The organism is Desulfosporosinus sp. FKA (assembly GCF_002196785.1).
GTDB lineage: Bacteria > Bacillota > Desulfitobacteriia > Desulfitobacteriales > Desulfitobacteriaceae > Desulfosporosinus > Desulfosporosinus acididurans.
On sequence record NZ_NAHZ01000017.1, the window covers coordinates 1 to 23,875 of the forward strand.

Below are 23,875 nucleotides of genomic sequence, written 5' to 3' on the forward strand. Positions count from 1 at the left end.
AAGTTAAGACCTCCAGGGCCAATAATACTTGGGGCGCAGGCCCCTGGGAAAGTAGGTCATCGCCAGGTAAAACAAGCAACAGACTGCCATATGGCAGTCTGTTTGTGTTTCATGAAAGAAATGAAAGATAGCTACCGGGGTTCCACCCGTTCGATCCACGCTGCAGGAGAATGCTTATCGGGACGCAGCGTGGCGAAAAGCTCATCCGCTTTTCGTATCTCGAACACGGAAGTTAAGGATCCACACTGCAGGAGTATGCGTATGGGGACGCAGTGTGGTGAAAGGCTCATCCGCCTTTCGTTCCAGGGCCGATAATACTTGGGGCATAGCCCCTGGGAAAGTAGGTCATCGCCAGGTAAAACAAGCAATAGACTGCCAATTTGGCAGTCTATCTGTGTTTCATGAAAGAAATGAAAGTACTCTACCAGGGTTGCACCCGTTCGATCCACGCTGCAGGAGAATGCTTATCGGGACGCAGCGTGGCGATAAGCTATCAAAAAAGATCAGTAGACCTGATCTTTTTTCTCTATGCCATGAACAATGAAAACAACGTAAATAGTTTAGGACGTATTTTGTATCTGCGCATGAAAATGGGATGGATAAACCGGACTTATACTTATATGGATTTCTGAGTCTATAGAGTTTGGTCTGCTAACTCGATCGTTATTTCCAGTACTGCTCTGGCCCAAGGAAATTTAGTTTTCATCAACTCAAATTCCGAACCTTCTTTAAGAAAACCGGCGGTCCCCTTAATCAAAAAACCTGTTCCTTTATACATTTTGCCTTGTACTTCACGATTAGTAACAGTGAGTTTAACTTTATTATTTCTTGCTATATTATTCTCGGTTTCGTTCATTCCGCCAACCGGGATAAGTAATTTTCCATCGTTTGTGATGTTAATGTAGCTGTTCCATGTATTGACCACGTGAGGCTCATTTATCCCTTGAGTTACAATTGCGACTGCTCCATCGGAAGGGTGAGTTAGAACTTCTTTAAGCTTTTCGATAGACATTTAGAGTACCTCCTTAAAATTAAGTACTAAGCTGAGAAATATGATATTTACAATTTTCTGTTAAACTTTTAGACAGGGGCCGTGGCCGGTTGCCACAAAATTGGGGTTTAATTGTTTTAATGTTTGTTGTAATTTTATGCGGCGTTCTTGGTCAGGTACTTGTTCCTTACTGATATCGTCTATTTCAGTCTCCCAATTGGATTCTAGAATAGTATTGTTTGCTTCTCCGAAGCGAATCATCAGGTCACTACTAAAAAAGATACCGCGTCTTTTTTCCAAGACCAGCAGGCCCTCCCAAAGATGCATTTCAGAAGGGTAACTAAAGAACTCTAGATCGTAACTTTCCGTTGTCAGTTTCTCACCGGGTTTTTTACTAATAAACTCTTGAACAAGTCCAAATCCGGTTAGCTGACGGGCTGTCACTTCGGGGCATATTGGTATAGCTTGAGGAAAATGTTCGAGTAGGTATGATAATCCGCCGCATTCATCTGCTTCAAAATGAGAAACAAAGATATAGTTTAGGTTATTATCCCCCAGAATGCTTTTCAACTTAGGCACCATTTCAGTTGCTTGTTGAACATTGCCCGTATGAAACAAAATTGGATCGTTGGTTAATAGAAGATATTGATGGAATGTAAGGTTAATTGGCGGAATGTACGTGCTAAATTGGTGTAAATCTTGATAAATGACAGACACACTTATGGCTCCTTTCTCTGTTATGGGTTGGTCTGAAGATAGTAATTCCCTAAAACATCAAATTAATTAGGAAAGTCAAAAACCGATCCGATTTATTCGGTCAATCTCAATGAATATGCTATCGAGATACTTTGGGCTTAATCTGAGTAAATGATATTATTCACTGCATTAGAGAACTTATAGTTTCAATTTGTACTTATGCGCTATCTGTCATTTGTAATTTGTAAGCTAAGAGATATATAAAATATCTCGTCAAATCTTATGTTATAATAACGAATAGTGCAAAATGAGGTGCATTTTTTGTCAAAAGATTTATATAATATTGACACTTAGGTTAAAAGAATTAAGTACGAGGGGAAAGTTGATGTTTCCCCTTTTGAAAATCTTGTAACAGAAGCAGCTAAACACGAGTTGATTGAGCCTAAGAACTATCTGGCTGAGTTGGTCGGTGAGATTGGTATTGTAAAGGTTGATGACAATGTTTGAATTTTATGATGTAAAATACAAGGATGTACTAGATCTTCCGAAGCTTGAAATAAAGCAGAAGGAAATTACAACTCTTGTCGGTACAAGTGGCAGCGGGAAAACAACAATTTTAAGGATGCTAAATAAGTTAATTTCTCCCACCCAGGGCAGGATTATTTTTAACGGTACCGATTTAAGGCAGATAAATTCTGTTGCCCATCGTAGAACTGTCAGTATGCTTTCTCAAAGTCCTGCTATATTTGATGGGAGCATTAGAGACAACTTAAATGTAGGATTAAGATTTCAGGAAAGGGAATTGGCAAGAGATAAAGATTTGAATCACATCTTAGAACAAGTTGCATTAAACAAGTCTTTGGATGATTCTGCTAATACCCTTTCGGGAGGAGAAAAACAAAGGCTTGCCTTAGGCCGAATACTTCTTCTTAATTCGAAAGTGTATCTTCTTGACGAGCCATCATCAGCACTGGATGATGAAACTGAGGAAATGATTATTCAAATGCTGACAGAGCATGTAAAGAGAGAAAAGAAGACAATTGTATTGGTAACACATTCAAAAGCGATTGCTGAGAAGTATTCCGACACTATCATCGAGATATCGAAAGGCAGATGCTTAACCTGGAGGTGCAATGATGAACGGAATAATTGATTTATCTGCTTTCCGGGTTGTACTTGCGTATCTATTTGTAATTATTGTTCTTGTGATTGTAAGAATACGAGGGATAAATAGAGAAAAAGAAATCGTTTTTTCTTCTTTGAGAATGACTTTGCAGTTGATTTTGACTGGTTATATTCTGGTGTATGTATTTCGCTATCCTAATCCGTTCATTACCGGAGGTATTATTTTTTTGATGGAGGCATTTTCGGTCTATACTATATTCAAAAAATTTAAAGGTAAATTATCTGCTTCGCTAAAGAAAGTTGTTGTAATTTCAATGAGTGTAGGCACTTTATCTTGCCTTTTGTATTTCTTATTGGTGGTAGTTCGGATTACTCCTTGGTATAATCCGCAATATTTTGTACCAATAGCCGGAATGCTCATTGGTAACTCGATGACGGGAATATCTCTTGGGATCAAAAGCTTGATTGAAGGAATGACAACACAAAAAGCATTAGTGGAAGAAGCATTAATACTTGGAGCAACACCTCAGGTTGCGACAAGAAGCATAATTAATAGTACTTTTGATGCTGCTATTTTGCCGACAATTCAATCTATGGTAGGAATGGGAATAGTCTTCTTACCGGGGATGATGACAGGTCAAATCCTTTCCGGTACATCTCCGACAACTGCAATAGCTTACCAGATAGCTATAATGTTCGGAATCCTTGGCGCTGTGGCACTAACTGTCATCATAATGTTGCAGTTAGGTTACCGTACGTTCTTCAATATGGAAGATCAATTATATGAAGTTTAGGTTATCCTATCCTGTGTCCAGTCAATTTTAATCTAGTAGGTGGATAACAAAAGAGCGTTCACAACAATTTGTTTCAACGCGTCTAGATTTAGATTGAATTATTTGATTTTTCCGATGCCAATATTTATCCGGAAATTTCCATACTGTAAGATAGAGTCCAAAAAAAGGTTTAATTCTATTTGGGAATTAACTTGAATTTTCAACATGTAACACCCGTCACCGCTAATCCGGTATGCTTCCACAACCGAAGAATTGTCTTTTATGAATATCTGAAATGTCTTATGATCGGTTGTTTTCATGAAGACGGTGACATATGCGGTTAGAGTTTTCCCAAGTAACTCTTCATCAATTAAAGCGGTATAACCTTTAATAACACCTAAACTCTCCATTCTTGAAATGCGGTTAGCAACCGCTTGTCCGGTTAGATGAATCGCTTCGCCAATATCTCGCAAATGAACTTTACAATTTGCCTTAAGCAGCTCTATAATTGCCAAATCAGTTTTATCAAGCATTTTCATCAAAATCCTTTACTATTGAAACTGAATTGAGCCCATAATTTTCTCGGCTCAACTAAAAACTTTTGTATACTTATTATAACAAAAGAAATGGAGGGGTTGGCAATGAAGAGAGCATTATTGGTAATTGATGTTCAGTATGAATATTTTACGGGCAGGATGCCGATTACTTATCCCGAAGGAAGCTTTGAAAATATAATTAAGGCTGTGGATGCAGCAAATCTATATCAAATCCCGGTTATATTAATCCGACATACTGCGATACAAAATGATGCAGCTACTTTTCGAAAGGGGAGCCATAACTGGGAAATTCACGAGGACCTCTTGAAAAAAGAACATGTTTGTATTATCGATAAGAACTTACCTGGAAGTTTTACGGATACTGATCTAGAAAATGTGTTAAAACAAATGTCGATTGACACAATTGTTATAGCCGGGTACATGACGCAGATGTGCTGTGATACGACCGCAAGACAGGCAGTACATCTCGGATTATCAGTGGAATTTCTATCTGATGCAACAGGTACTTTAGATATCATGAATTATGCCGGAAAAGTTACAGCTGAGGAACTTCACAGATCGATTCTTGTAACGCAAGCGATGCGGTTCTCTAGGGTGATATCCACTGATGAATGGATAAAAGACCACTAATCTTCAAGCATACCTCTTGGTTAACGATTGCGAAAATAAACGGTGCAGAGATGGTTACCATAAAACGTGTTGATCTGGATTATCGACAACCTGCTTTAGTGCAGTAATTATATAGACAATTATGATAAAAACAGTAATTGAAAGTAAAGGAGAAAAATAAGCGAAGGGTTGTGCTCCCATAGTCGTACCATGTGCCCACAAATCCCATAGTGACATAAAAAACCTCTCCTTTACAAAGGCTACTCAAATAATCTCAGGGTTATTGAAATGATTTTTAGTTGTTACTTTAACTGGTTAAGGCTATCTCTAATAATGTGTTCACTGTTAGCTTGCTCAAATTTATAAATGGCACCATTCAAAAATAGTCCGAATGACAGAATCATAACAGCAATCTGTAATGGAAAAGGTGTATATAGGTCAAGGAATCGAATAAGACTGACAATATTATCATTGGGCTCCAGGGACTGTTTTATACTCAATTCCACATGGCGAAAGTCAATGGTGAGAAAACCTATAGATGTATGATGATCGTAAACAGGAAAGTAAATGGACATTCTCGGAGTAAGGCTAAAGGGGTTAAGTTGACCACGCTGAGAACAACGAGATTCAGTGACTATTTCTTTTGTAATGACATTTTCTAAATCAATCGGTTCATACGAAAGATTGCTGGCGGTCACATCCGTTTTCTTTTGCCGTTGCCCGTTTTGCCCGCTAATTACCTCAAAGACTCTATAAGCAGCATCGATAATAACAAAAGCAAGAGAGGCATAGGTAGCCAATAGGGTAAGGGAATACGGCGGTCTTATTTCGATAATTTTAAAGAGCAAATAAATTGTTTCGTTAGGTTCCATTTGTTGACGCCAAAAAACTTGCACCATTCGAAGGTCGCGTATAGCTAATCCGATGGCGCAGTAAGGACGGACAAAAAACCAAAACATTACGGTATCGGTACAAAGTCTGAATGGGTTTAATTTGCCAGCAAACCATTTCCGTCCCTGGTTCAGCAATAATGAGTAATACTTTTGAAAAATCATTGGGTTCTTACACAAGATTCCTCTAAAGTATGGGCTAAATCTTCCTAAATATTGTTCTAGAATTAGATCGTTTTCTGGTGGCATAAATCTTCACCCCAACTAAAATTGCTCAATTATTCTTTCCCCCGCTTTTTCAATAGCTCCTTCGGAATAGCCACCAGTATTTAGAATGAGCCAGGTCCAAAAAAGCGAATTAAGGATTGCAATAAAGGTAGGGACAGGTAACCATATGCCCCAGAATTTCGTGTTTTTTTGAGTGGAAGAACTATTGTTCCAAGTATTCTCTATCATGTTTGAGCTCATAAGCATTCAAAATGTCCTCATAAAATCAGATACTATCGGAGTGATTCATAGTTTCGGAAAATAACAGCACCCAGTATCATTGAGACAATAAAGGAACCTACCAGCCAAATTATCCAATAGCTTTGAATTAACCAAAATTCGCAATTATTCCTTACCACAAGGCCCTCCCCCCAAACTAATACATTATATTCCATAATATAAGCAGCTGTGTTAATATCAGGAAATATTGATTTTGGCAATACTAACTGGTCCAAAGAAATTCTCATTTTCGAGGATAACTTTGGGCTTTTGCTAATCTTAATTACATATTTAGCAGTTTGTCCTCTGATTAGTTTTATTTTAACCGCATAGCGGTTAATATTTGCAGGAATTAACGACTGCGTGCAGAATGCTAATTGACCGATAATTGTTGACTAGAGGAGATGTAGTTTTTATTGAACTGGAAACGCACACTTATGATTTTATGGGTTACCAATTTTTTGGTAACCGCAGGTATGAGCTTGGTGATTCCATTCCTTCCTTTATATATTGAAAAGCTCGGAGTACATCAACTACAGGATATTGAACGATGGTCAGGTTGGGTTTTCTCAGCCCAATTTGTAACCTCCGTAATTTGTCAACCTATCTGGGGAAGATTCGCCGACAAGCACGGACGAAAAATTATGCTATTACGTGCCGGTCTAGGTATGGGAGTCGTAACAGCATTAATGGGCGCGGTTGTAAATGTATGGCAATTGCTTTTCCTTCGGTTATTCAACGGAATCTTTTCTGGATTCATCTCTATGTCCGTATCATTGCAAGCCTCAATAACACCTAATGAGAATTCTGGCCAGGCACTTGGCATGCTTCAAACTGGAGCAATTGCAGGAAATCTTATCGGTCCATTAATCGGTGGTGTGCTAGCAGAAACTATTGGTTTCCGTGCTGTGTTCTATTTAACGGGTGGGTTTCTTATAGCTGCCGGAATTATTGTTTTGATATTTGTACACGAAAACCATCAGCCAAGAGTCAATACTAAAAGTAATCAAAAAGGTGATTTGATTCAATTGAAATCACTTTTACCAGTCTTTATAGCCTCGACATTCACACAAGTTGGTATGATGAGTATTGAGCCAATCGTTTCGATTTATGCCGAAACATTATATTCAGGTGCTCATTTAGCCTTAATAGCTGGTTTAGTTGTAGCAATGAGCGGTATTGCAAATCTAATTGGCGCACCTACTTTAGGGAGATTGGGTGACAATATTGGTCAACGCAAGGTTCTAATCATTGCCTTATGTTCAGCAGCATGTATGTATTTTCCCCAAGCCTTAGCTGCTAATATCGGTGTTTTGCTTATAGGTCGATTCCTATTAGGACTATTTATCGGAGGTATGATACCATCGTTAAATGTACTGGTTAAAAAGAAGGCTCCTAAAGAGCTGCAGGCTACTGCATTCGGGTTCAATTCGGCTTCCACATTCCTAGGTAATCTAATAGGTCCACTTGTAGGAAGTACAGTAGCAGCCACTTATGGGATTAAAAATGTATTTTATGTTACGATGGTGATTCTACTGGTTAATGCCGTTATGATCTATTTCAATCGAAACTTAGACGTTCAACCTAGAACTGTTACCGGGTAAATTAACTAGTAACTTGATCTTGTTCTTTTCTTAATTCCAGCGAGTTGCAATTTCAATAAGTCGCTGAGAGAGCCGTTTGGCTTTTTCAACGTAAATTGAGTTTGTAACTGGATACCTAATGATTTATAAGTGCGTCCCCAGCAGTAAGTTTTAGACTCTTAAGCTGTGGGGCGCTTTTTTAATCTTACATTCAAAATCGTTGTAATTAAAATAGCTTTTTACAAACACTTAGCTTAGAGGGAATTGTTCATTATAAACTAATAAATTTTCACGAAAAATTCAGCTATATTGTTTGGAAAAATGCTTTTTAAGTTTATACTTTCTGTTGTTAAAATTAAATGTAGTACATAACTTCAACTATAAGTCGTTTACAAATATTAATTTAAATAATTTATTTAAATTGGAATTTTTTCAATTAAATTACATTAATATTAAACTAAATAGTATTGTAATATTTAAATATAACTCAAGTTTATTCAATATAATATGATTTAATCTAATATATTAATAACTTATAGAGTGTAAAACTTTAGCATTAGATCCTAATTTTATTCAAAGAACAAAAAACAGTTCAAGCATTTAGTTAAGAATATTTATAATAGTCTCAGAAATAGCGCTTAACATAAATAAATACGATTACGACAATATTGTCTTCTTATAGACATTAACGAAACTCAATGCTAATCTTTAATTGTGAGAACAAGTACATAAAAGGAGGATTGATTTCGAGAAAATTACAGTATTTAGAAAATACCCTTAAAGGGATGCTAAGAAATTTGACTAAAAAAATTTGGAAGGGAGGGGTATATAGAAAGATCGTCATCCGCATTAATTGGAGTTTAGATGAGCACAAATATTGTGTTTGTCAAATTTCGTTGATTTGAAGGTGGTATTTATATGTACCTAACAAAAATTAATCATTTCCCCTCTATTGAGACTATAAAGAATTATAAAATTGAAAATCTTCGCAAGGATTTTATGGCGGCTTTGACTGGGGTAGTTGTAGCAATTCCTCAATGCATGGCCTACGCTTTGATTGCAGGGCTAAACCCGGTTTATGGCCTTTATACAGCGATTGTATCCGCGATTTTCGGTGCAACATTTGGGAGTTCTAAACATCTAATTACTGGGCCGACTAATTCATCTGCCTTACTGGTCGCTAGTGTCATGAAGAACTATATGGGACTCGACAATGCCTATCAAATGGTTTTCCTTTTGACATTTTTAGTGGGTACTTTAAAGATCCTTTTTGGGGTTTTGAAACTTGGCAGATTAATTAGTTATGTTTCTCACTCTGTAATTATTGGTTTTACAACTGGGGCAGGTTGTTTAATAGCTCTCGGACAACTAAGCACTCTTCTAAGTATTCCTGTTAAAAATTCAGCCCAAATGGCGACGACAGAAAAATTATATTATGTATTAACCCATTTACAACAAACCAATATATATGCTCTTGGAATGGGTTTAATAACGATAATCGTGATAGTAGTTTGCAAAAAAATTAATAAGAATCTACCAGGTGCCCTCATTGGAATTATTGTTCCAATTATCTTCATTGTCATCTTTTCGTTAGATAAACTTGGAGTTCAACTTACTGGAAATATACCTACTTCTTTACCTCCGTTTAAAATGGTTAACTTTGATCTCAGCTTTATTCAGAATAATATTAGCGGAGCTTTATCTATTGCCATTATTGGCTGTGTTGAAGCAATTTCCAGTGCTAAATCAATTGCAACTTTATCACGCCAAAAGGTCGATCCAAACCAAGAATTTATAGGCCAAGGGATTGCGAACATGGCTTCCTCATTTTTTCAAGGATTCCCAGGATCCGGTTCGTTCACAAGAACTGCGCTCAATTATCATAGTGGAGCCGTTTCAAGACTTGCCGGTGTTCTCCAAGGTGGAATAATGGCTATTGTTCTTCTGTTTTTTGCTCCTTTTGCCAAATATATTCCTACAGCTTGTCTAGCTGGTGTTATGATGGTAACAGCTTATAATCTTGTGAATAAAGATGAGATCAAGAAAGTTGTAAGTCTTGGTAAACTAAAGTCAGATTCTTTAGCTATGTGGGTAACCTGTTTTGCAACTATCCTATTACCTAACCTTTCCTATGCGATCTATACCGGAATTGCACTTACAATTATGCTGCATCTAAAAGACACCAATAAAGCACCCATAAGAATTTTTATTCCTTTGGAAGCAGAAGATCCCAAAATCGTTGAAAAAGAAGTTGAGGTTGTAAAGGATAACGTTGAAATTCTAATTATTGAATTAGAGGGTAACCTTTATTTTGGATTAGCGGATAATCTCGAACAAAGGCTTGTTAGTTTGATTAGCAAATCAAAGGTGTTTATTTTAAGGATGAAGCATGTCTGCAACATTGACGTAACCGCACTTAATGCTCTCAAAGTTTTCACGCGGTCGGTTAAAGATGCTGGGGGAAGCGTCATTGTTTGTGGGTTAAATTCTAATCTTGATTCCATTTTAGTCAGCTCAAATTTTGATTTTGATATTGATTCCAACAATAAATTCATGTCTGAAAATGAAACGTTTGCATTTTCGTCTAAGGATCTGGAAAGGGCTAGGGACGTATTGAAATGTGATTCGGAAAATAAATCATCGAAATCCTGTGAATTATTGGCTAGTTCCTTTCAATTTTAATATGGTTTAACAATTTATAAAAAGTTATAAAAAGACGTACTCAAAGACCTATAGTCAGAATCTATAGGTCTTTTTCTATCCAGTTTTAAGCCCCCCAACTGAAGTCCCGAAGTTCGGCTTTAGCTGAACGAGGTCGTTAATTCTAGCAAAAGTAAAAACTGTCAATATAGAAAAACGTGTTCTACAAGCTATTTTGATCAATAGAATATCATAGAAATGATTTTTGTTTTAATAAACGATTATAAAGGAATTTTATAATCGCGTAAATGAAAGGAGGTAAAGAAGAAAACCATCATATTTCGGCCAAATACTTAAGTTTAAGTTAGGAGGGAAAAAATGAACCAAGAAAACACTTTGACTAGGTCTTCGTTGTTGAAGACCGAGGACTGGTGGGCTGTGTGGCTGGGAGGATTGGTGTTTTTCCTCGGTTTAGGTCAACTCTTTGGAGGCGATTTGTTAGGTTGGGCTGTTAAAACAAATGTCTGGCTTAGCATAACTAATTCAATGGCACCCCTATCCAAAACATATGCGTTTTTGCCTGGATGGGCTTCTTTGTTGCTGACATTTCTTTTCTTTCTGGTTACAACGTCTATCGGAGCCGCGTGTATGGGTTGGAACTTAAAACGATTTGTCGTGGGATTTACGATTATTTTCGCATTGGCCTATGGTTCTTTTGTTCTTGGAAGTTACGGTTATCTTGCGGCAACTAAAGACCAGTATGCAAAGCTAAATATGAATTGGTCAGTGGGACTTACCCCTGAAGGGGGTTTTATTATCGCACTTATAGTAGGTCTTCTGATTGGTAACTTTTGGACAGGATTGGCAAAATTTCTAGAAGAAGCGGCACGACCTGAGTTATATATTAAAACTGGAATTGTAATTTTAGGAGCAACCTTGGGAATTAAAGCTCTTGGTTCTGTCAATCTAGCCTCCACAGTGATTATTCGGGGACTCTGCGCTATTGTTGAAGCATACCTCATCTACTGGCCTGTCGTTTACTTCATTTCTCGGAAATGGTTTAAAATGACACCGGAATGGGCTGCCCCCCTTGCGTCCGGTATTTCTATCTGCGGTGTTGCAGCGGCTATTGCTACTGGCGGGGCAATTAGATCCCGGCCTCAGATCCCAATTATTCTCTCTTCGGTAATCATTGTTTTCGTAGCTGTCGAACTTTTGTTTTTACCATGGCTTGCCCAAAGCATTTTGTATAATCAACCGATGGTTGCTGGATCTTGGATGGGTCTGGCTGTCAAAAGCGATGGCGGTGCAGTCGCCAGCGGTGCAATCACAGAAGGGTTAATCAGAGCTAAAGCACTGGCTGTAAACGGAGTAAAGTGGGAACCCGGCTGGATCCTGACGGTTACGACAGTTACCAAGGTTTTTATTGACATCTTCATAGGGATTTGGGCCTTTATCCTTGCCGTGGTCTGGTCAGTTTTTGGGATTAACAAAAGGAGTCAAGAAAAAGGTGCCAAGGTAACAAAAGGAGAAATATGGGAACGTTTCCCGAAGTTTGTGATTGGTTATGCTGCTACTTTTCTAATCCTTCTTTTAATAGGTTTAGCAGCTCCACACTTAACCAAAGCTGCTACAGCTGCGGCTGACCAGGCTAATGGCCTGAGAGGAATCTATTTTACTCTTACGTTTTTCTCAATCGGTTTAATCACTAATGTACGTAAACTATGGGCTGAAGGCATGGGCAGAATCGTGACGGTATATGCTGTTTGTCTATTTGGGTTTATCCTTTGGGTTGGACTCTTAATATCCTGGATTTTCTACCACGGAATTATGCCGCCGATTGTAACTGGCTAGAATTCATTATCCTGATAAGGAGGTGCAATTATGGCAGAAGCTAGCTCAAATGCTGGACAACAGCCAAATGCGAAGACAGAAATGCAGGCAGAGGAATGGTTCGACTTGCTACCAATTGAAAAAAAGCTTATCGGTTATTCATTAAGCCTGGGAATTCTTCTGTTGATTGTTTTCGTTTTAGGCTTTAAAGTACTTTAAGAGTCGCATTAATCTATAGATTTATCTGATCAGTAGGAGCCTAAATTACATCCGCTAACTAAATTCCGTTGTACGCTAAAAATATGAAAAGGACCGAATTTCGAGTTCGGTCCTTTTTGTCATCGCCTTGTTTTTAAGTAAAATATGTATTTGTATTTTATAGATAACGTCTCATAATAAAAGTTATTTTTTGATTGTTTAGACAACTGATAACTTGAAATAAATTATTTATTTCTTGTAAAGGATTGATCTTAGTTATGTCGAATAAACAACAATATCGAACTAATCAGTTCTTTGTTTTAGGAATAATGTAAGAAAATGTAATTATGTTAGTCGGTGGTTTACTACATATTACTAAGTTAACAAATACATAGAAACGCCAGGTTAAAAAGCAAAAGATATTAGACGTTTGTTAATACTAATTAGCAGGAAGTAGTGAAAATATGTTGTTAAAGCAATCTCGAGTTCACTGGTCACATTGGATTGTTATTTTAATTTGTTTAATTATACCTTTGGTAACAGATCATATGCAACTCGTTCCCGGTGATTTGATGTGGATGCTCTATATAATACCTGCAATAATCTTAGCCTACTACTATGGTTTAAAAGGTGGGTTCATTACCGCTCTTTTTAGTGTAAGTATCCAACTTACGTATAAATTGTCAGAGAGAAATTTTAATTTTATGGGACTCAAAGAGGGAAGTGACGGTATTGTTTTAGTAACGTTATCTCTGGGTTTATTCGCTACGGCAATTGGAATGGGGATATTGGCGGATCGTCTTAAACTAAAACAAAACGAATTGGAAGTTGCCTTAAGAACCATGAAATCGATGGCCTATCATGATGAATTGAGCAGTCTTCCTAACCGACGTAAGTTCATTGATAAATTATCCGAGTTAATTAATGATAATCCCTATCCAAGGATGATTGCAATTATGTTTATAGACCTTGATCGCTTTAAGATGGTCAATGATACCTTCGGACATGCTGCTGGTGACTTATTGATCATAGAAGTCGCCAAACAGTTAGCAAAGTGTGTTAGCGAAGAAAGTCTAGTAGCTAGAATGGGTGGCGATGAATTTACTATTTTGATCGATAAGGTAACGTCTGTTGACGAGGTCGAAGAGATTGCTCAAACTATTATTGAATGCTTTGAGAAGCCTCTAAATATTCAAGGAAGAGAAATCCAAGTCAATCTTAGCATTGGTATTGTCCTTTACCCCCATAATGGGCTGAGTATGGAAGTTTTACTGGAACATGCGGACGCTGCTATGTACTTAGCTAAACAAAGAGAAGGAAGTCATTATCGATTTTACTCCAAAGAGATCGATACAAGGATTTTTCGTAAGTTGGAAATAAAAAATCAGTTAGAGTTTGCTCTCGGACGAGATGAATTTACTTTAAGTTATCAGCCTCAGGTTATTGCCAAGACGCAGCAGATTGTGGGTGTCGAGGCCTTAATTCGTTGGAAAAATAATAAACTTGGTTTGATTACACCAACAGAGTTTATTCCTATTGCCGAAGAAGCGGGTATTATTATACCCATAGGCGAATGGGTGCTGGAAACAGCATGTCGAGATGCAAAGACCTGGTTTAACAAGGGGTTACCACAGCTGAGATTATCGGTTAATATTTCACCGATTCAATTAATTCACGATCAATTTGAAGAGATGGTGAATCGTGTCTTGAAGCAGACTGGCTTCCCCCCGGAGAATCTTGAATTAGAGATCACAGAAAATGTCGGCTTGTATGGACTTGATAAATCATTAACTACGTTACAACGCCTTAGGGCGATGGGGATTGGCTTAGCTATTGACGATTTTGGTACAGGATATTCTTCCCTGAGCTATCTTGTCGATTTACCAATCGATACCATCAAAATCGATCGTGTGTTTGTCCAAAACCTTAATACAAATTCAAAATTAATGACGTTAGCTGAAGCAATTATCAAAATCTCTAAGGTTATGAATTTCCAAACCATAGGAGAAGGCGTGGAGACTTTGGAAGAATTAAAAGGGCTGGATACACTTGAGTGTGATCAAATTCAGGGTTACTTTTTTAGCAAGCCAGTTTCAACTGAGATAATGGCACAACTCCTAAAAAGTGGTATCAGCGTTGAAACTGACCTGAGAAATGAGGACATTGGAGCTTAAAGTTTAAGATTAATCAAGCTCTGCTCTGATTTCAGTTGCGTTAAGTGTCTGGTTCACTGCGTCAAAGATTTCTTGTTTTGCAAGTTCAAAAGAATCAAAATAGCCAAGAGGCTTTTCAAAAGATGTATCAATCCAAGCTAGAAATCCATATTCTGTAAGAGTTACCAACCAAGAGCTCGTCTCCTGAAACACCACTCGGCTTGATGTTTGCATTTCATGATAAGTACTGAAACCATTTTTAAGAGCAAATTGCTTTCTAGTCATAAATCCACCTCGCTTTAATATCTTTTTAAATAAATAATAACAGAGAAAATTTCGACACAATTCGATAGAATCCTCTATATAATAATCGATATATAGGAGTTTTTGTAGATCTATGCCTAATACGACGTAAGTATCTATAATTGTCCTTTAAACAGCATTACCAAATCAGCAGCTGCAAATAAATAACTATGGAAAATGTTAGCTTAAAGAGTGATGGTTTAAGTGCCACTTTATTGATAAACGTTACTTATAATTTCTTAAGTAAGGAAGGAGAACAGCACATGGGTTTGAAGGAAGAAATTAAAGCCAGCGCCTTAAACTTAGGAGCTGATCAAGCTATACTCCGAAGGTTAGATTACATCGCGAGTGACGTAGCAGTTTTTGTGGAGAAAGTGGGCGGTAAGGCGATACCTATACCGGCTGACGGTCCTTATAATTATTGGGATGAAGAAAATCATCGTGGGATGGGGGATTTGTCCCATAAACATGCTGCTCAGGCGGCAGGTTTGGGTATCCTGGGGAAAAACTCTGTCCAAAGGGTATTGGGTGTATGCCTGCTGGGAATGCAGGAGGGTTTGTCCAGTAGGGATAAATAAATAGTTAACAAGATGTAGAGAAAATAGAACAGCCTCTCTTTAGGCTTAGGTTCAATGAAAAGTGGTTAGATATGCAGAAAGAACATATTAAAGAATTAGACGTTCTAAGAATGATAGGCTTTGTATTCGTTGTGGCTCAGCACGTTTTTGGAGCATATGCCTGGCGGGAAGGGGCAGGTTTTTATGAATCACTAATTCTAAATTTATTTTATGTTATTGCTCAACCAGCTGTACCAATTTTTGTTATGATTACTGCGATTAGTCTATTCTATAATCATTCTGAAGGGGTAAATATATTCACATTTTATAAAAAGCGCATACTATATATTTTTTTGCCCTATGTGATCTGGTCAATAATTAATATTATGGATGCTAAACAGTATGGTCAGGCTTCCTTTGACAATTTCGTCGGGCAATTGGCTGCTGGAACCGGTAGGTATCATCTATGGTATATGTCGATGATTTTAAGAATTTATTTATTCTTTCCATTAATACTGTGGTTGTCCAAGCGTATACGAAAATTGCCCAAATTTTATAAAGTGGGTTTCTTATTGATTTGTTTTGTGTTTTATATAATACTTCTAAAAAATAATGGGATTACTTTCATAATTGGAAAAAGTTTATTTAAAACACCGACATATAATGAACAAATGTTTATTGATCGAACGCCTTTATTATGGTCAATTTATTTCGTAGTTGGAGCCTATGTAATATTTTGGTATCCTCATTTAATAGCATTGCTCCAACGTTATCGAAAATTTATAGTTCTCACTTATACACCATTGTTGCTGTATATTTATTACATTCAAATAAACCCCCATTTTCCCGGACATAACTATATAACAATCGGGTATCTATACTGTTTTCTTAAAGTTTCTTATATGATTTTGGCATTTTTTATGTTTTACAGTTTAGCATCTTACATTGTCAACCAAAAGCCAAAGCTATATCGCCTATTTAAGGATACTTCTCCGTATTCTTACTCGGCTTATTTAGCTCATGTTATCGTACTTCAGGCTGTAGCAATGGAGGTAGATAAGGTATACCCAATTAAAAGCTTCTTGTTACAAAGCCTTCTAATCTATATATTAACGATTGCTTTAACTATAAAGGTGATACAAGTATTAAGTCTGTTCCCATTTTCGAAATATTTTCTTGGTACAAGCTGTAACTATTATAAAGAATTCTTTAATAAAAGGGATTTGCCTTTCAAGTTTATAGGCAAAGGTTTTCTTCCATATCGACGCGGCGTGGCTAAGAAGTAATCGTCCTAAGGGAGAATCATCATGTTTATAATAAATTTTCCGTATAAGTCGAAGTTCGCAACCACAAGTATGATAATAATTATGCTTGGCTTAGTAGTATTATCGCTAATTACCTATCATCAATATAATCAAGTCAGTGAAAGTGAACTAATGCACACGATGTCTGATCACACTGCACAATCGGCCGGTTATATTAATACATGGCTGGAAGGACGTTTGGGAGAAGTGCGGGAAACCGCAGAAAGTCCGATACTTGGGCAGGCGTTAACACTAAATCCACAGCTAGACCTAACTCGAAACGACGAATCCATTCGCTTGCTTGATGAACTTAATCAATCTCGCTGGAACTATGTTTCTGCGGCATATCCCAATGAATATGCCGCCTTACATATTGTTAATTATCTACGGCCTGATGAGTGGGGAAATCCCAAGTATTTCAAAAAACTCAAGGCTAGATACTATAACGTAAAAGATGGAACGAATAAAACAGACCCTTGGGCGGAAGGTGCAGCGGTTGAAGCCGGAATGAGGTATTCACAAGCGGCAGGTGTTTATGACACGATATTTAAACCTGTTTATTCTCAGGCTTATGGACGAAATATGGTACTTATGGTAGCCTGGCGCAAAGATAACAAGGGAAACGTATCAGCTGGAGCAGCGGCAAGTTTAACCATTGAAACAATACAACAATTTGCTCAGCAGGCTGGTTACGGGAAAAAGGGATATGGTTTTTTATTAGCTCAAGATGGGACATTTATTACCCATCCAAATAGTTCATGGGCTATGCGGGAAAAAGTGTCAACTGTTTCGGACAAAAATATGCAGCAGCTTGGTAAGCTTGTTGCAAGTACTAAGTCTGGGATATTTCACTTCACAGACAATGGGGAGAAAAAAGTCGCTTTTTATAATTCCATTCCAATTGCCGGATGGACCTTAGTCACGGTTGCTGATGAAAATGAATTGTTCGCATCCGCTAATGAGTTGCATGTTTTGATGCTTGTTATCATTTCGAGTATCATCATACTTACTTTAATGTTTGCTTACATTGTGTTCTTATTGTTGAACCTTAAGCAGAGTAATGCGGCCAGAGAAGCGTTGGAACATCGTAATAAAGAATTAATTGCCACAAAGGAAACGGAACGCAAAATATTGCAAGCTGAAATCTCGGTACTTCAAGCCCAAATCCAACCTCACTTTTTGTATAATACCCTCAATTCAATTACGGCACTTTGTCGGACAGATTCCCTCAAGGCAGCAGAACTATTAGAAGAATTAAGCGATTACTTACAAGGAAAGTTTCGGTTTAACAGCATGGAGCTCATTCCCTTGGATCAAGAACTGGATTTGGTTAAATCGTATCTGGCTATAGAGCAGGTGCGTTTTGGCGAACGGTTGGAAGTTGAATATCATGTCGAGCCCAATACTAATCCTCTAATTCCACCGCTTATTCTTCAGCCTTTAGTAGAAAATGCCGTTAAACATGGTGTTTATCCGCAAAGGAAAGGCGGAATCGTTCGCATTTCCATTAAAAATGTCGATCAAGAAACGGTAATTAGTGTCACGGATAATGGGGTTGGTATGGCGCCGGATAAACTCAAACGCCTATTAAATGATGAGGACGCTCAAGAAGTAGGAGTTGGTCTCCGGAATATACAGAAGAGGCTGCAAAAACATTATGGCTATGGCCTAGAGGTTCAAAGCAGCATAAATAATGGAATAAATGTTACTGTTAAAATACCTAACTCGGCGAGGTGACCAATTTTGATTAATACCATTCTCATTGATGATGAGCAATTAGCAGTAGCTCAACTTGAGTACCTTTTGCAACAATATCCTGAAATTAATATTATGGCATCATTCACTGACCCGGTAACTGCTCTTGAGAAAATCGAAGATTATCTTCCTGATTTGATATTCCTAGATATAAGAATGCCTGAAATCAGTGGATTTGATGTAGCAGAGGAAATAATGCAAAGTTCACCCGGGACCTATTTCGTCTTTGTAACGGCCTATGACCAATATGCACTGAACGCTTTTGATTACAATGCCATTGATTATATTCTCAAACCAGTTTCTCATAAAAGAATAGATCGAACCATTCAAAAGGTGCTGACCAATTTTAAAAGCGGTAAAGAAAGGACGGCGCTGGATACTAAACTGCCAAAAATCAGGCAAATCTATGGCGCTGGATTTAATAAAATAATTGCTGCGGAAGAGGCTGGAAGAATTTTTTTGTTAGCCCCTTCCGATGTGTTCATGTTTACACCTCAAGGCCGTGGAGCCTTGATTCACACCCAACAGAAGACTTATCTTACGAAACAATCCATAAACTATTGGGAAGAACGATTAGAATCCTCTAATTTCTTTCGTTGTCATAAAAGTTATCTAGTTAACTTTAACAAAATCGAGAAAATCCTTCCTATGTTTAATCATACATACTTACTAAAGCTTGCCGATTATCCCGAGGAAATTCCTGTGAGCCGTAATAAAGCTAAAGAACTTAAAACGATCTTGGGCCTATAAAGAGCCCAAGATTTTTTTTGCACTATCCTTCTTAACACAATGTAACTGATAAATTCGGAATTTAACACATAATTGCAAATTGCTAGTAAAGAGTAAGTATTTAGCCCTATACTTTGATCACTGGGTCTTCGAGCGATAAGTGAAGACCGCATAATTCATCGAAAGGGGGCTTAGTATCATAATCGAAAATAACACGTAAGGAGAGAGGGAAAAGCAATGTCTAAGATCATAAAATGCGGAAGGCTGTTTTCAGCAATTGACGGGAATATTCAAGAAAATGCAATTATTATTATTCAAGATAACAAGATCAGCGATGTTAAGCGAGCTGAGGACTTTGCAGCGGGTGCGAATGATGAAATTATTGATCTTTCGGATAAGTTTGTTCTTCCGGGTTTGATTGACACGCATGTCCACCTCGGATTTGGCGGCAATACAACCCTTGTTGAGGTAAGTGAACCACCGGAACTAGTAGCCATAAAATCAATGAGAAATGCTGAACTGAATTTGCTGGCCGGATTTACAACAGTTCGCGATGAAGGATACCCCACTATAAGCGGCTCTGAAATAATACGTAATACCATTGCAGCTGGACTGTTCCCTGGTCCGCGTGTTTTTACCAGCGGTATGTATATTACCCAAACCGGCGGTCATCTTGAGTATCGTTATCCGGGAGAAACATTGGGTTACAGCACTTATAAGTCCGGTAATGTTGCTAACAGTCCTGATGAAGTACGTGCAGCTGCCCGTTTAATGCTCAAATACGGTGCCGATCAGATTAAGGTTGTAGTAACAGGGGGTGTTCTCAGCCCGGGCAACGAACCTGGAGAACAAAATATGAGTGTTGAGGAAATCAAAGCCGCTGTTGATGTCGCACGCATGCATGGCAAGATTATTTCTGCCCACGCTCATGGTACGGCAGGTATTAAGGCAGCCGCCGATGCAGGGGTTTCCGTCATTGAGCATTGTACGTTGGTCGATGAGGAAACTATAAATCTGATGGCTGAAAAGGGTATTGCCATTGTTCCTACGTTTATCGTTTTAAAAGTTATTGCGGAAAAAGGTGCAGCTGCCGGTATTCCTGATTTTGCTGTTCGCAAGGCTACAGCTTTGGTAGGATCACATCTTTCCAACATTAAAAAAGCCTACGATGCAGGAGTACGTATTGTTTTTGGAACAGACTGCGGAACTCCGCTTACTCCGCACGGTACACAGGCAGGCGAATTTGAATTGATGCTTCAAGCAGGCATTTCCCCAACGGATACGCTTCTCAGCGCTACGAGGTATGCAGCCGAATTGCTGGGATGGGATGAGCGAATTGGAACGATTGAACCAGGGAAGCTCGCTGATATCGTAGCTGTAAATAAGAACCCCTTCGAGGACATTTCTGTTCTAAAGAATGTGGCTTGGGTGATGAAAGACGGAAAGATCTATAAAGGTTAAGCATCAAACCGGCAAAATTTGTTTGGAGGATGATCAAATGGGCAAAAGAAAGATATTCTATGGCTGGTGGATTGTAGCCGCCGGGGTTTTAATCATGTCGATTCCGTATCCGCTTATTACTACAAACTGGGGACTGTATGTTAAACCTGTGACTAAAAGCATGGGGTTTAGTCGAAGTGAATTTGGAATCATAAGCACCATTATTTATGGTGTGACCGTATTTTTATCGCCATACCTTGGAAAATGGCTCGCCCAGAAAAATACTCAATTAATTCAGGCTATAAGTATCGTTGGCTTAGCAACCTCTTACGCCAGTTTTTCTTTGGGGCAGAACATTATCCATTTCTATATCAGCGCTGTATTTATGGGCGTTTTTTCTATTGGAGCAATTGCTCTGCCTATTAGTATTGTCTTAACCAATTGGTTCGTAAAAAAGAGAGGTTTAGCCCTAAGTATAGCCTTAGCAGGCAGCGGTGTGGGCGGGGCCATTATCAGCCCGATCATGACACGTGTTATTCAGAACTATGGCTGGAGAATATCCTATCTAATATTTGGCGCTGCTATGCTCATTATCGCTCTGCCTATGGTTCTTGTTATGAAAAAATCTCCGGAAGAAATGGGCCTGAAAGCTTATGGCGCCGATGAAGCAGTTGCCGTTGTTGAAAAAGCAGCCAAGCCTAAGGTTGAATATAACTTAACTCTGAAGGAAGCTAGAAAAAATAATTTCTTTTGGATTTACTTATTTGGCATATTCGCCCTTTCTTTTGTAAGTTTTGGATCTCTTAGCCAGTTTGCAGCTTTTGTTGCCGATCATCATGGAGCTGCCTTTGCTGCAAGCATTCTTTCCATATTCTTAATCATAGTTACTCTTGGAAAAATTTCATTGGGTTGGATTTATGATAAGTTTGGCACGAAGATTGGAACCCTTTATATTTGTATCGTCTTCGCCCTTTCCTTCGTTTGTATGCTATATCCAAACTCCAAACCCCTAATGTATATCACAGCAATCTTATATGGCCTTGGCATTTGTACAGGTACCGTCTGCCCACCGGTTATTACTTCTTCAATGTTTGGTACAAAATATTATGGCGAAATTTATGGCTACGTAAATCTGTCCGTCTATTTGGGGGCTGCTATTTCTGTTCCGGCATTGGCGGCGATCTATGATAAAACGGGTTCATATCAATCAGCATGGCTTCTTTGTATCGCTTTAACTTTTTTGTCTCTTATCTCCTTGCTTTACAGCGATCTAAAGAGTATGGCGATGAAGCGGAACTGATTCTTTTGAATTTCCTCTTACTTCTTCTTGGGTCTGATAGATTTAAATAACAAGCCTGGCAGTTATATTACTGCTAGGCTTAATTATTTGCTCAATTTTAGAAAGGTCGCAACGGACTTCTAAACCCCTATATTGATCTTAAACTAGTCCATCGTTATCCTTAACAAATTGGATGGCTCTGTCAAATTGCGATTCATCAACAATAGCCGCAATAAGTACGTCACGGCCGGATACGGAATTTTGACCTCCGTCACTCATACCACTAGCGCTGACATCCGCGGAAGCTAATACTCCGGTATCTTGATCTGAGCTTGCTCCTAAAATTAATGCCGCTTGGCTAGGCATGTCACCGGTTGTAGGATCGTTAACAAAATCGGCACTGCCGTGCGGATATTTACTAAAACGGTCTATCTGGATATCGGTTACTCCTAAACCTTTAATCTGTTCAGCAGCTATTTTAGCCTCATCTGAAGTTTTAAAAAAGGCCAAAATGTTCTTTTCGGTCATAACGGTTCCTCCTTTAACTTTAATTTTACAGTTTCCAAAATGTAATATTTTATTCTTTATTTCAAAATAAGAGCAGAGGTAGAGATTCTATTTTTTGAAAGATAAAGAGAACAAGAATTCATATTAGATCCATAAAATATCTCGATCAAAAGCTTGGTCCCAAATATTCTAAGGTGTTGTATAAAAAACCATATATGAGAAATTATAAACTAGTGAGAGAGATAAAAAGGCAGGGTTGAAAATGGTAGATATTATGGATAAAGTCCAAAAGATAGCTGAAATCGGTAAATCCTCCCGGGAAAAGCAAAGAATAATCAATGTAGTTGAAGTTTTTTATATATGGGATGTTTTAGTCACCAAGTTAGATGCCTTAGAAAGCATCCAGATTTTTGAACATATGATTGAAGACAATGATTTGAAGATAATAAAAAACAAGGTCAAAGATGGCCTTTTTTTGGGGATTAACGATATGGAAGCTTTAATGCGGGATTACGATTTGCCTTTTCCTATAAGACCGCCGGCAGACGTAAGTTCGACAGTTCATATCGAGGCTGTCAACGATAGAGACATTTTTCTAATGTTTTATGAAGTTATTGCCGCATTTTTTCCTATTCTTGGTATCGGCTTTATGCAAAGTACCACTCCTGACGTCAGGAAAGGACTAAAAAATCACTTGCTCTTGACTATAGAATTACAAGAAATGTTGGTCGAATACGGTAAATTAAAAGGCTATTTAAATCAACCGCCTGTCTACCGTCCATAAAAGTAAAAAATCGAGGTTTAGATTATGAAGATATTAAAGTATATTAAGGATATTTCCGAAATGAACGAGTTTCTTAGGGATAAACAAACTACCATAAATGTCAGCGAGGTTTATCATCTCTGGAATCATTTGATGCAGAGATATAACGTTATCTATATTACTAATCTTTTACATAACTTTGTCAAAGATGATGATTTGAAATTAGTCCTTAATTTAGGCAACAAAACTCTTGCTAAGCATACCGAGTTGTTAGAAAAGGAGCTTTTGAATTATGGCATTACTTTACCCCTTCGGCCGCCCAAACAAACCCAAGAGACGGTAAATGCTGAGCTGATATCGGACAGGCATATTTACAGACGGATTTTAAGGGGTATCCAAGCCTTTTTACCGGTTCATACCATGGCCTTCATTCATAGCACATCGCCCAAAATTAGAGATTTGTTTATTTCCTTTATGGAAGAAGAAATGAAAATCTATGATAAATATCTCGAATACGGCAAAATCAAGGATTATTTAATTAAACCACCGGTCTACAGGCCATAGCTAAAACGAGAAAGATAAGTGTTTCACTAAAGTTGGAAATATTTACATATCAATTATTATATTACATTAGGCTCACAGGAACGAGAAAAAATGGCCTTGCTTTCGAGGAAACTTACACCTTGAAACGAGGCCACTGTATT

The 23,875-nt window shown here is 38.0% G+C and carries 23 protein-coding genes; 16 read left to right on the forward strand and 7 right to left on the reverse strand.

Features of this window, described 5'->3' with window-relative positions:
* Positions 1-634: 634 nt before the first annotated feature.
* Positions 635-1,012: a pyridoxamine 5'-phosphate oxidase family protein gene (locus B5771_RS04990; RefSeq protein ID WP_088186564.1), complete on the reverse strand. Its 378-nt coding sequence runs from the start codon at positions 1,010-1,012 to the stop codon at positions 635-637.
* A 60-nt stretch (positions 1,013-1,072) separates the two neighbouring features.
* Positions 1,073-1,708: an MBL fold metallo-hydrolase gene (locus B5771_RS04995; RefSeq protein WP_088186565.1), complete on the reverse strand. Its 636-nt coding sequence runs from the start codon at positions 1,706-1,708 to the stop codon at positions 1,073-1,075.
* Between the two features lie 478 nt (positions 1,709-2,186).
* Here B5771_RS04995 and B5771_RS05000 point away from each other — a divergent pair, with 478 nt between their 5' ends.
* Positions 2,187-2,840: an ABC transporter ATP-binding protein gene (locus tag B5771_RS05000; protein WP_088186566.1), complete on the forward strand. Its 654-nt coding sequence runs from the start codon at positions 2,187-2,189 to the stop codon at positions 2,838-2,840.
* Positions 2,824-3,606: an iron export ABC transporter permease subunit FetB gene (gene fetB / locus B5771_RS05005; protein ID WP_088186567.1), complete on the forward strand. Its 783-nt coding sequence runs from the start codon at positions 2,824-2,826 to the stop codon at positions 3,604-3,606. The genes B5771_RS05000 and fetB overlap by 17 nt, the downstream gene beginning before the upstream one ends.
* A gap of 98 nt (positions 3,607-3,704) precedes the next feature.
* Here the strand turns inward: fetB and B5771_RS05010 are convergent, their stop codons facing one another.
* A complete protein-coding gene (locus B5771_RS05010) occupies positions 3,705-4,118 on the reverse strand; it encodes an Lrp/AsnC family transcriptional regulator (RefSeq protein ID WP_088186636.1) in 414 nt (137 codons plus the stop codon).
* A gap of 108 nt (positions 4,119-4,226) precedes the next feature.
* Between B5771_RS05010 and B5771_RS05015 the strand changes: the two genes are divergently transcribed.
* Positions 4,227-4,772, forward strand: a complete 546-nt coding sequence (locus tag B5771_RS05015; protein WP_088186568.1) for a cysteine hydrolase family protein — start codon at positions 4,227-4,229, stop codon at positions 4,770-4,772.
* Positions 4,773-4,826: 54 nt separating this feature from the next.
* Here the strand turns inward: B5771_RS05015 and B5771_RS24165 are convergent, their stop codons facing one another.
* Together B5771_RS24165 and B5771_RS05020 are read right to left on the reverse strand one after the other, a co-directional pair.
* Positions 4,827-4,988, reverse strand: a complete 162-nt coding sequence (locus B5771_RS24165) for a hypothetical protein (protein WP_172408162.1) — start codon at positions 4,986-4,988, stop codon at positions 4,827-4,829.
* A 65-nt stretch (positions 4,989-5,053) separates the two neighbouring features.
* The gene (locus B5771_RS05020; protein ID WP_088186569.1) at positions 5,054-5,890 is read right to left on the reverse strand and encodes a hypothetical protein; all 837 of its coding nucleotides are present in this window, start codon (positions 5,888-5,890) and stop codon (positions 5,054-5,056) included.
* A gap of 653 nt (positions 5,891-6,543) precedes the next feature.
* On the opposite strand from B5771_RS05020, the gene B5771_RS05035 reads away from it, so the two are divergent.
* From B5771_RS05035 to B5771_RS05050, 5 genes are all read left to right on the forward strand, one after another.
* Positions 6,544-7,731, forward strand: a complete 1,188-nt coding sequence (locus B5771_RS05035; protein ID WP_088186571.1) for an MFS transporter — start codon at positions 6,544-6,546, stop codon at positions 7,729-7,731.
* Between the two features lie 897 nt (positions 7,732-8,628).
* Complete coding sequence (locus B5771_RS05040) at positions 8,629-10,392, forward strand: SulP family inorganic anion transporter (protein ID WP_088186572.1); 1,764 nt, start codon at positions 8,629-8,631, stop codon at positions 10,390-10,392.
* 336 nt (positions 10,393-10,728) lie between these two features.
* Positions 10,729-12,204, forward strand: coding sequence for a putative sulfate exporter family transporter (locus B5771_RS05045; protein WP_047812030.1), 1,476 nt, complete (start codon positions 10,729-10,731; stop codon positions 12,202-12,204).
* A 30-nt stretch (positions 12,205-12,234) separates the two neighbouring features.
* On the forward strand, positions 12,235-12,402 hold the full coding sequence (locus B5771_RS24170; RefSeq protein WP_172408161.1) for a hypothetical protein: 168 nt from the start codon (positions 12,235-12,237) through the stop codon (positions 12,400-12,402).
* 443 nt (positions 12,403-12,845) lie between these two features.
* The gene (locus B5771_RS05050) at positions 12,846-14,555 is read left to right on the forward strand and encodes an EAL domain-containing protein (RefSeq protein WP_088186573.1); all 1,710 of its coding nucleotides are present in this window, start codon (positions 12,846-12,848) and stop codon (positions 14,553-14,555) included.
* A gap of 9 nt (positions 14,556-14,564) precedes the next feature.
* Here B5771_RS05050 and B5771_RS05055 read toward each other — a convergent pair whose 3' ends face one another.
* Positions 14,565-14,819, reverse strand: coding sequence for a hypothetical protein (locus B5771_RS05055; protein WP_088186574.1), 255 nt, complete (start codon positions 14,817-14,819; stop codon positions 14,565-14,567).
* Between the two features lie 281 nt (positions 14,820-15,100).
* On the opposite strand from B5771_RS05055, the gene B5771_RS05060 reads away from it, so the two are divergent.
* From B5771_RS05060 to B5771_RS05085, 6 genes are all read left to right on the forward strand, one after another.
* Positions 15,101-15,415: a hypothetical protein gene (locus B5771_RS05060; RefSeq protein ID WP_088186575.1), complete on the forward strand. Its 315-nt coding sequence runs from the start codon at positions 15,101-15,103 to the stop codon at positions 15,413-15,415.
* 71 nt (positions 15,416-15,486) lie between these two features.
* Complete coding sequence (locus tag B5771_RS05065) at positions 15,487-16,680, forward strand: acyltransferase (protein ID WP_088186576.1); 1,194 nt, start codon at positions 15,487-15,489, stop codon at positions 16,678-16,680.
* Between the two features lie 21 nt (positions 16,681-16,701).
* Positions 16,702-18,435 carry a sensor histidine kinase gene (locus B5771_RS05070; protein WP_088186577.1) on the forward strand — a complete coding sequence of 578 codons (1,734 nt, stop codon included), beginning with the start codon at positions 16,702-16,704 and terminating at the stop codon, positions 18,433-18,435.
* A gap of 6 nt (positions 18,436-18,441) precedes the next feature.
* Positions 18,442-19,203, forward strand: coding sequence for a LytTR family DNA-binding domain-containing protein (locus B5771_RS05075; protein WP_088186578.1), 762 nt, complete (start codon positions 18,442-18,444; stop codon positions 19,201-19,203).
* A gap of 216 nt (positions 19,204-19,419) precedes the next feature.
* Positions 19,420-20,643, forward strand: coding sequence for an amidohydrolase family protein (locus B5771_RS05080; protein WP_088186579.1), 1,224 nt, complete (start codon positions 19,420-19,422; stop codon positions 20,641-20,643).
* Between the two features lie 37 nt (positions 20,644-20,680).
* A complete protein-coding gene (locus tag B5771_RS05085) occupies positions 20,681-21,922 on the forward strand; it encodes an MFS transporter (protein ID WP_088186580.1) in 1,242 nt (413 codons plus the stop codon).
* Positions 21,923-22,060: 138 nt separating this feature from the next.
* Here B5771_RS05085 and B5771_RS05090 read toward each other — a convergent pair whose 3' ends face one another.
* Positions 22,061-22,429 (reverse strand): hypothetical protein, encoded by a 369-nt coding sequence (locus B5771_RS05090; RefSeq protein WP_088186581.1) that lies wholly within the window; start codon positions 22,427-22,429, stop codon positions 22,061-22,063.
* Between the two features lie 241 nt (positions 22,430-22,670).
* Here B5771_RS05090 and B5771_RS05095 point away from each other — a divergent pair, with 241 nt between their 5' ends.
* Positions 22,671-23,192 carry a DUF3231 family protein gene (locus B5771_RS05095; RefSeq protein ID WP_088186582.1) on the forward strand — a complete coding sequence of 174 codons (522 nt, stop codon included), beginning with the start codon at positions 22,671-22,673 and terminating at the stop codon, positions 23,190-23,192.
* Between the two features lie 24 nt (positions 23,193-23,216).
* Positions 23,217-23,735: a DUF3231 family protein gene (locus tag B5771_RS05100; RefSeq protein ID WP_088186583.1), complete on the forward strand. Its 519-nt coding sequence runs from the start codon at positions 23,217-23,219 to the stop codon at positions 23,733-23,735.
* The last annotated feature ends 140 nt before the right edge of the window (positions 23,736-23,875 follow it).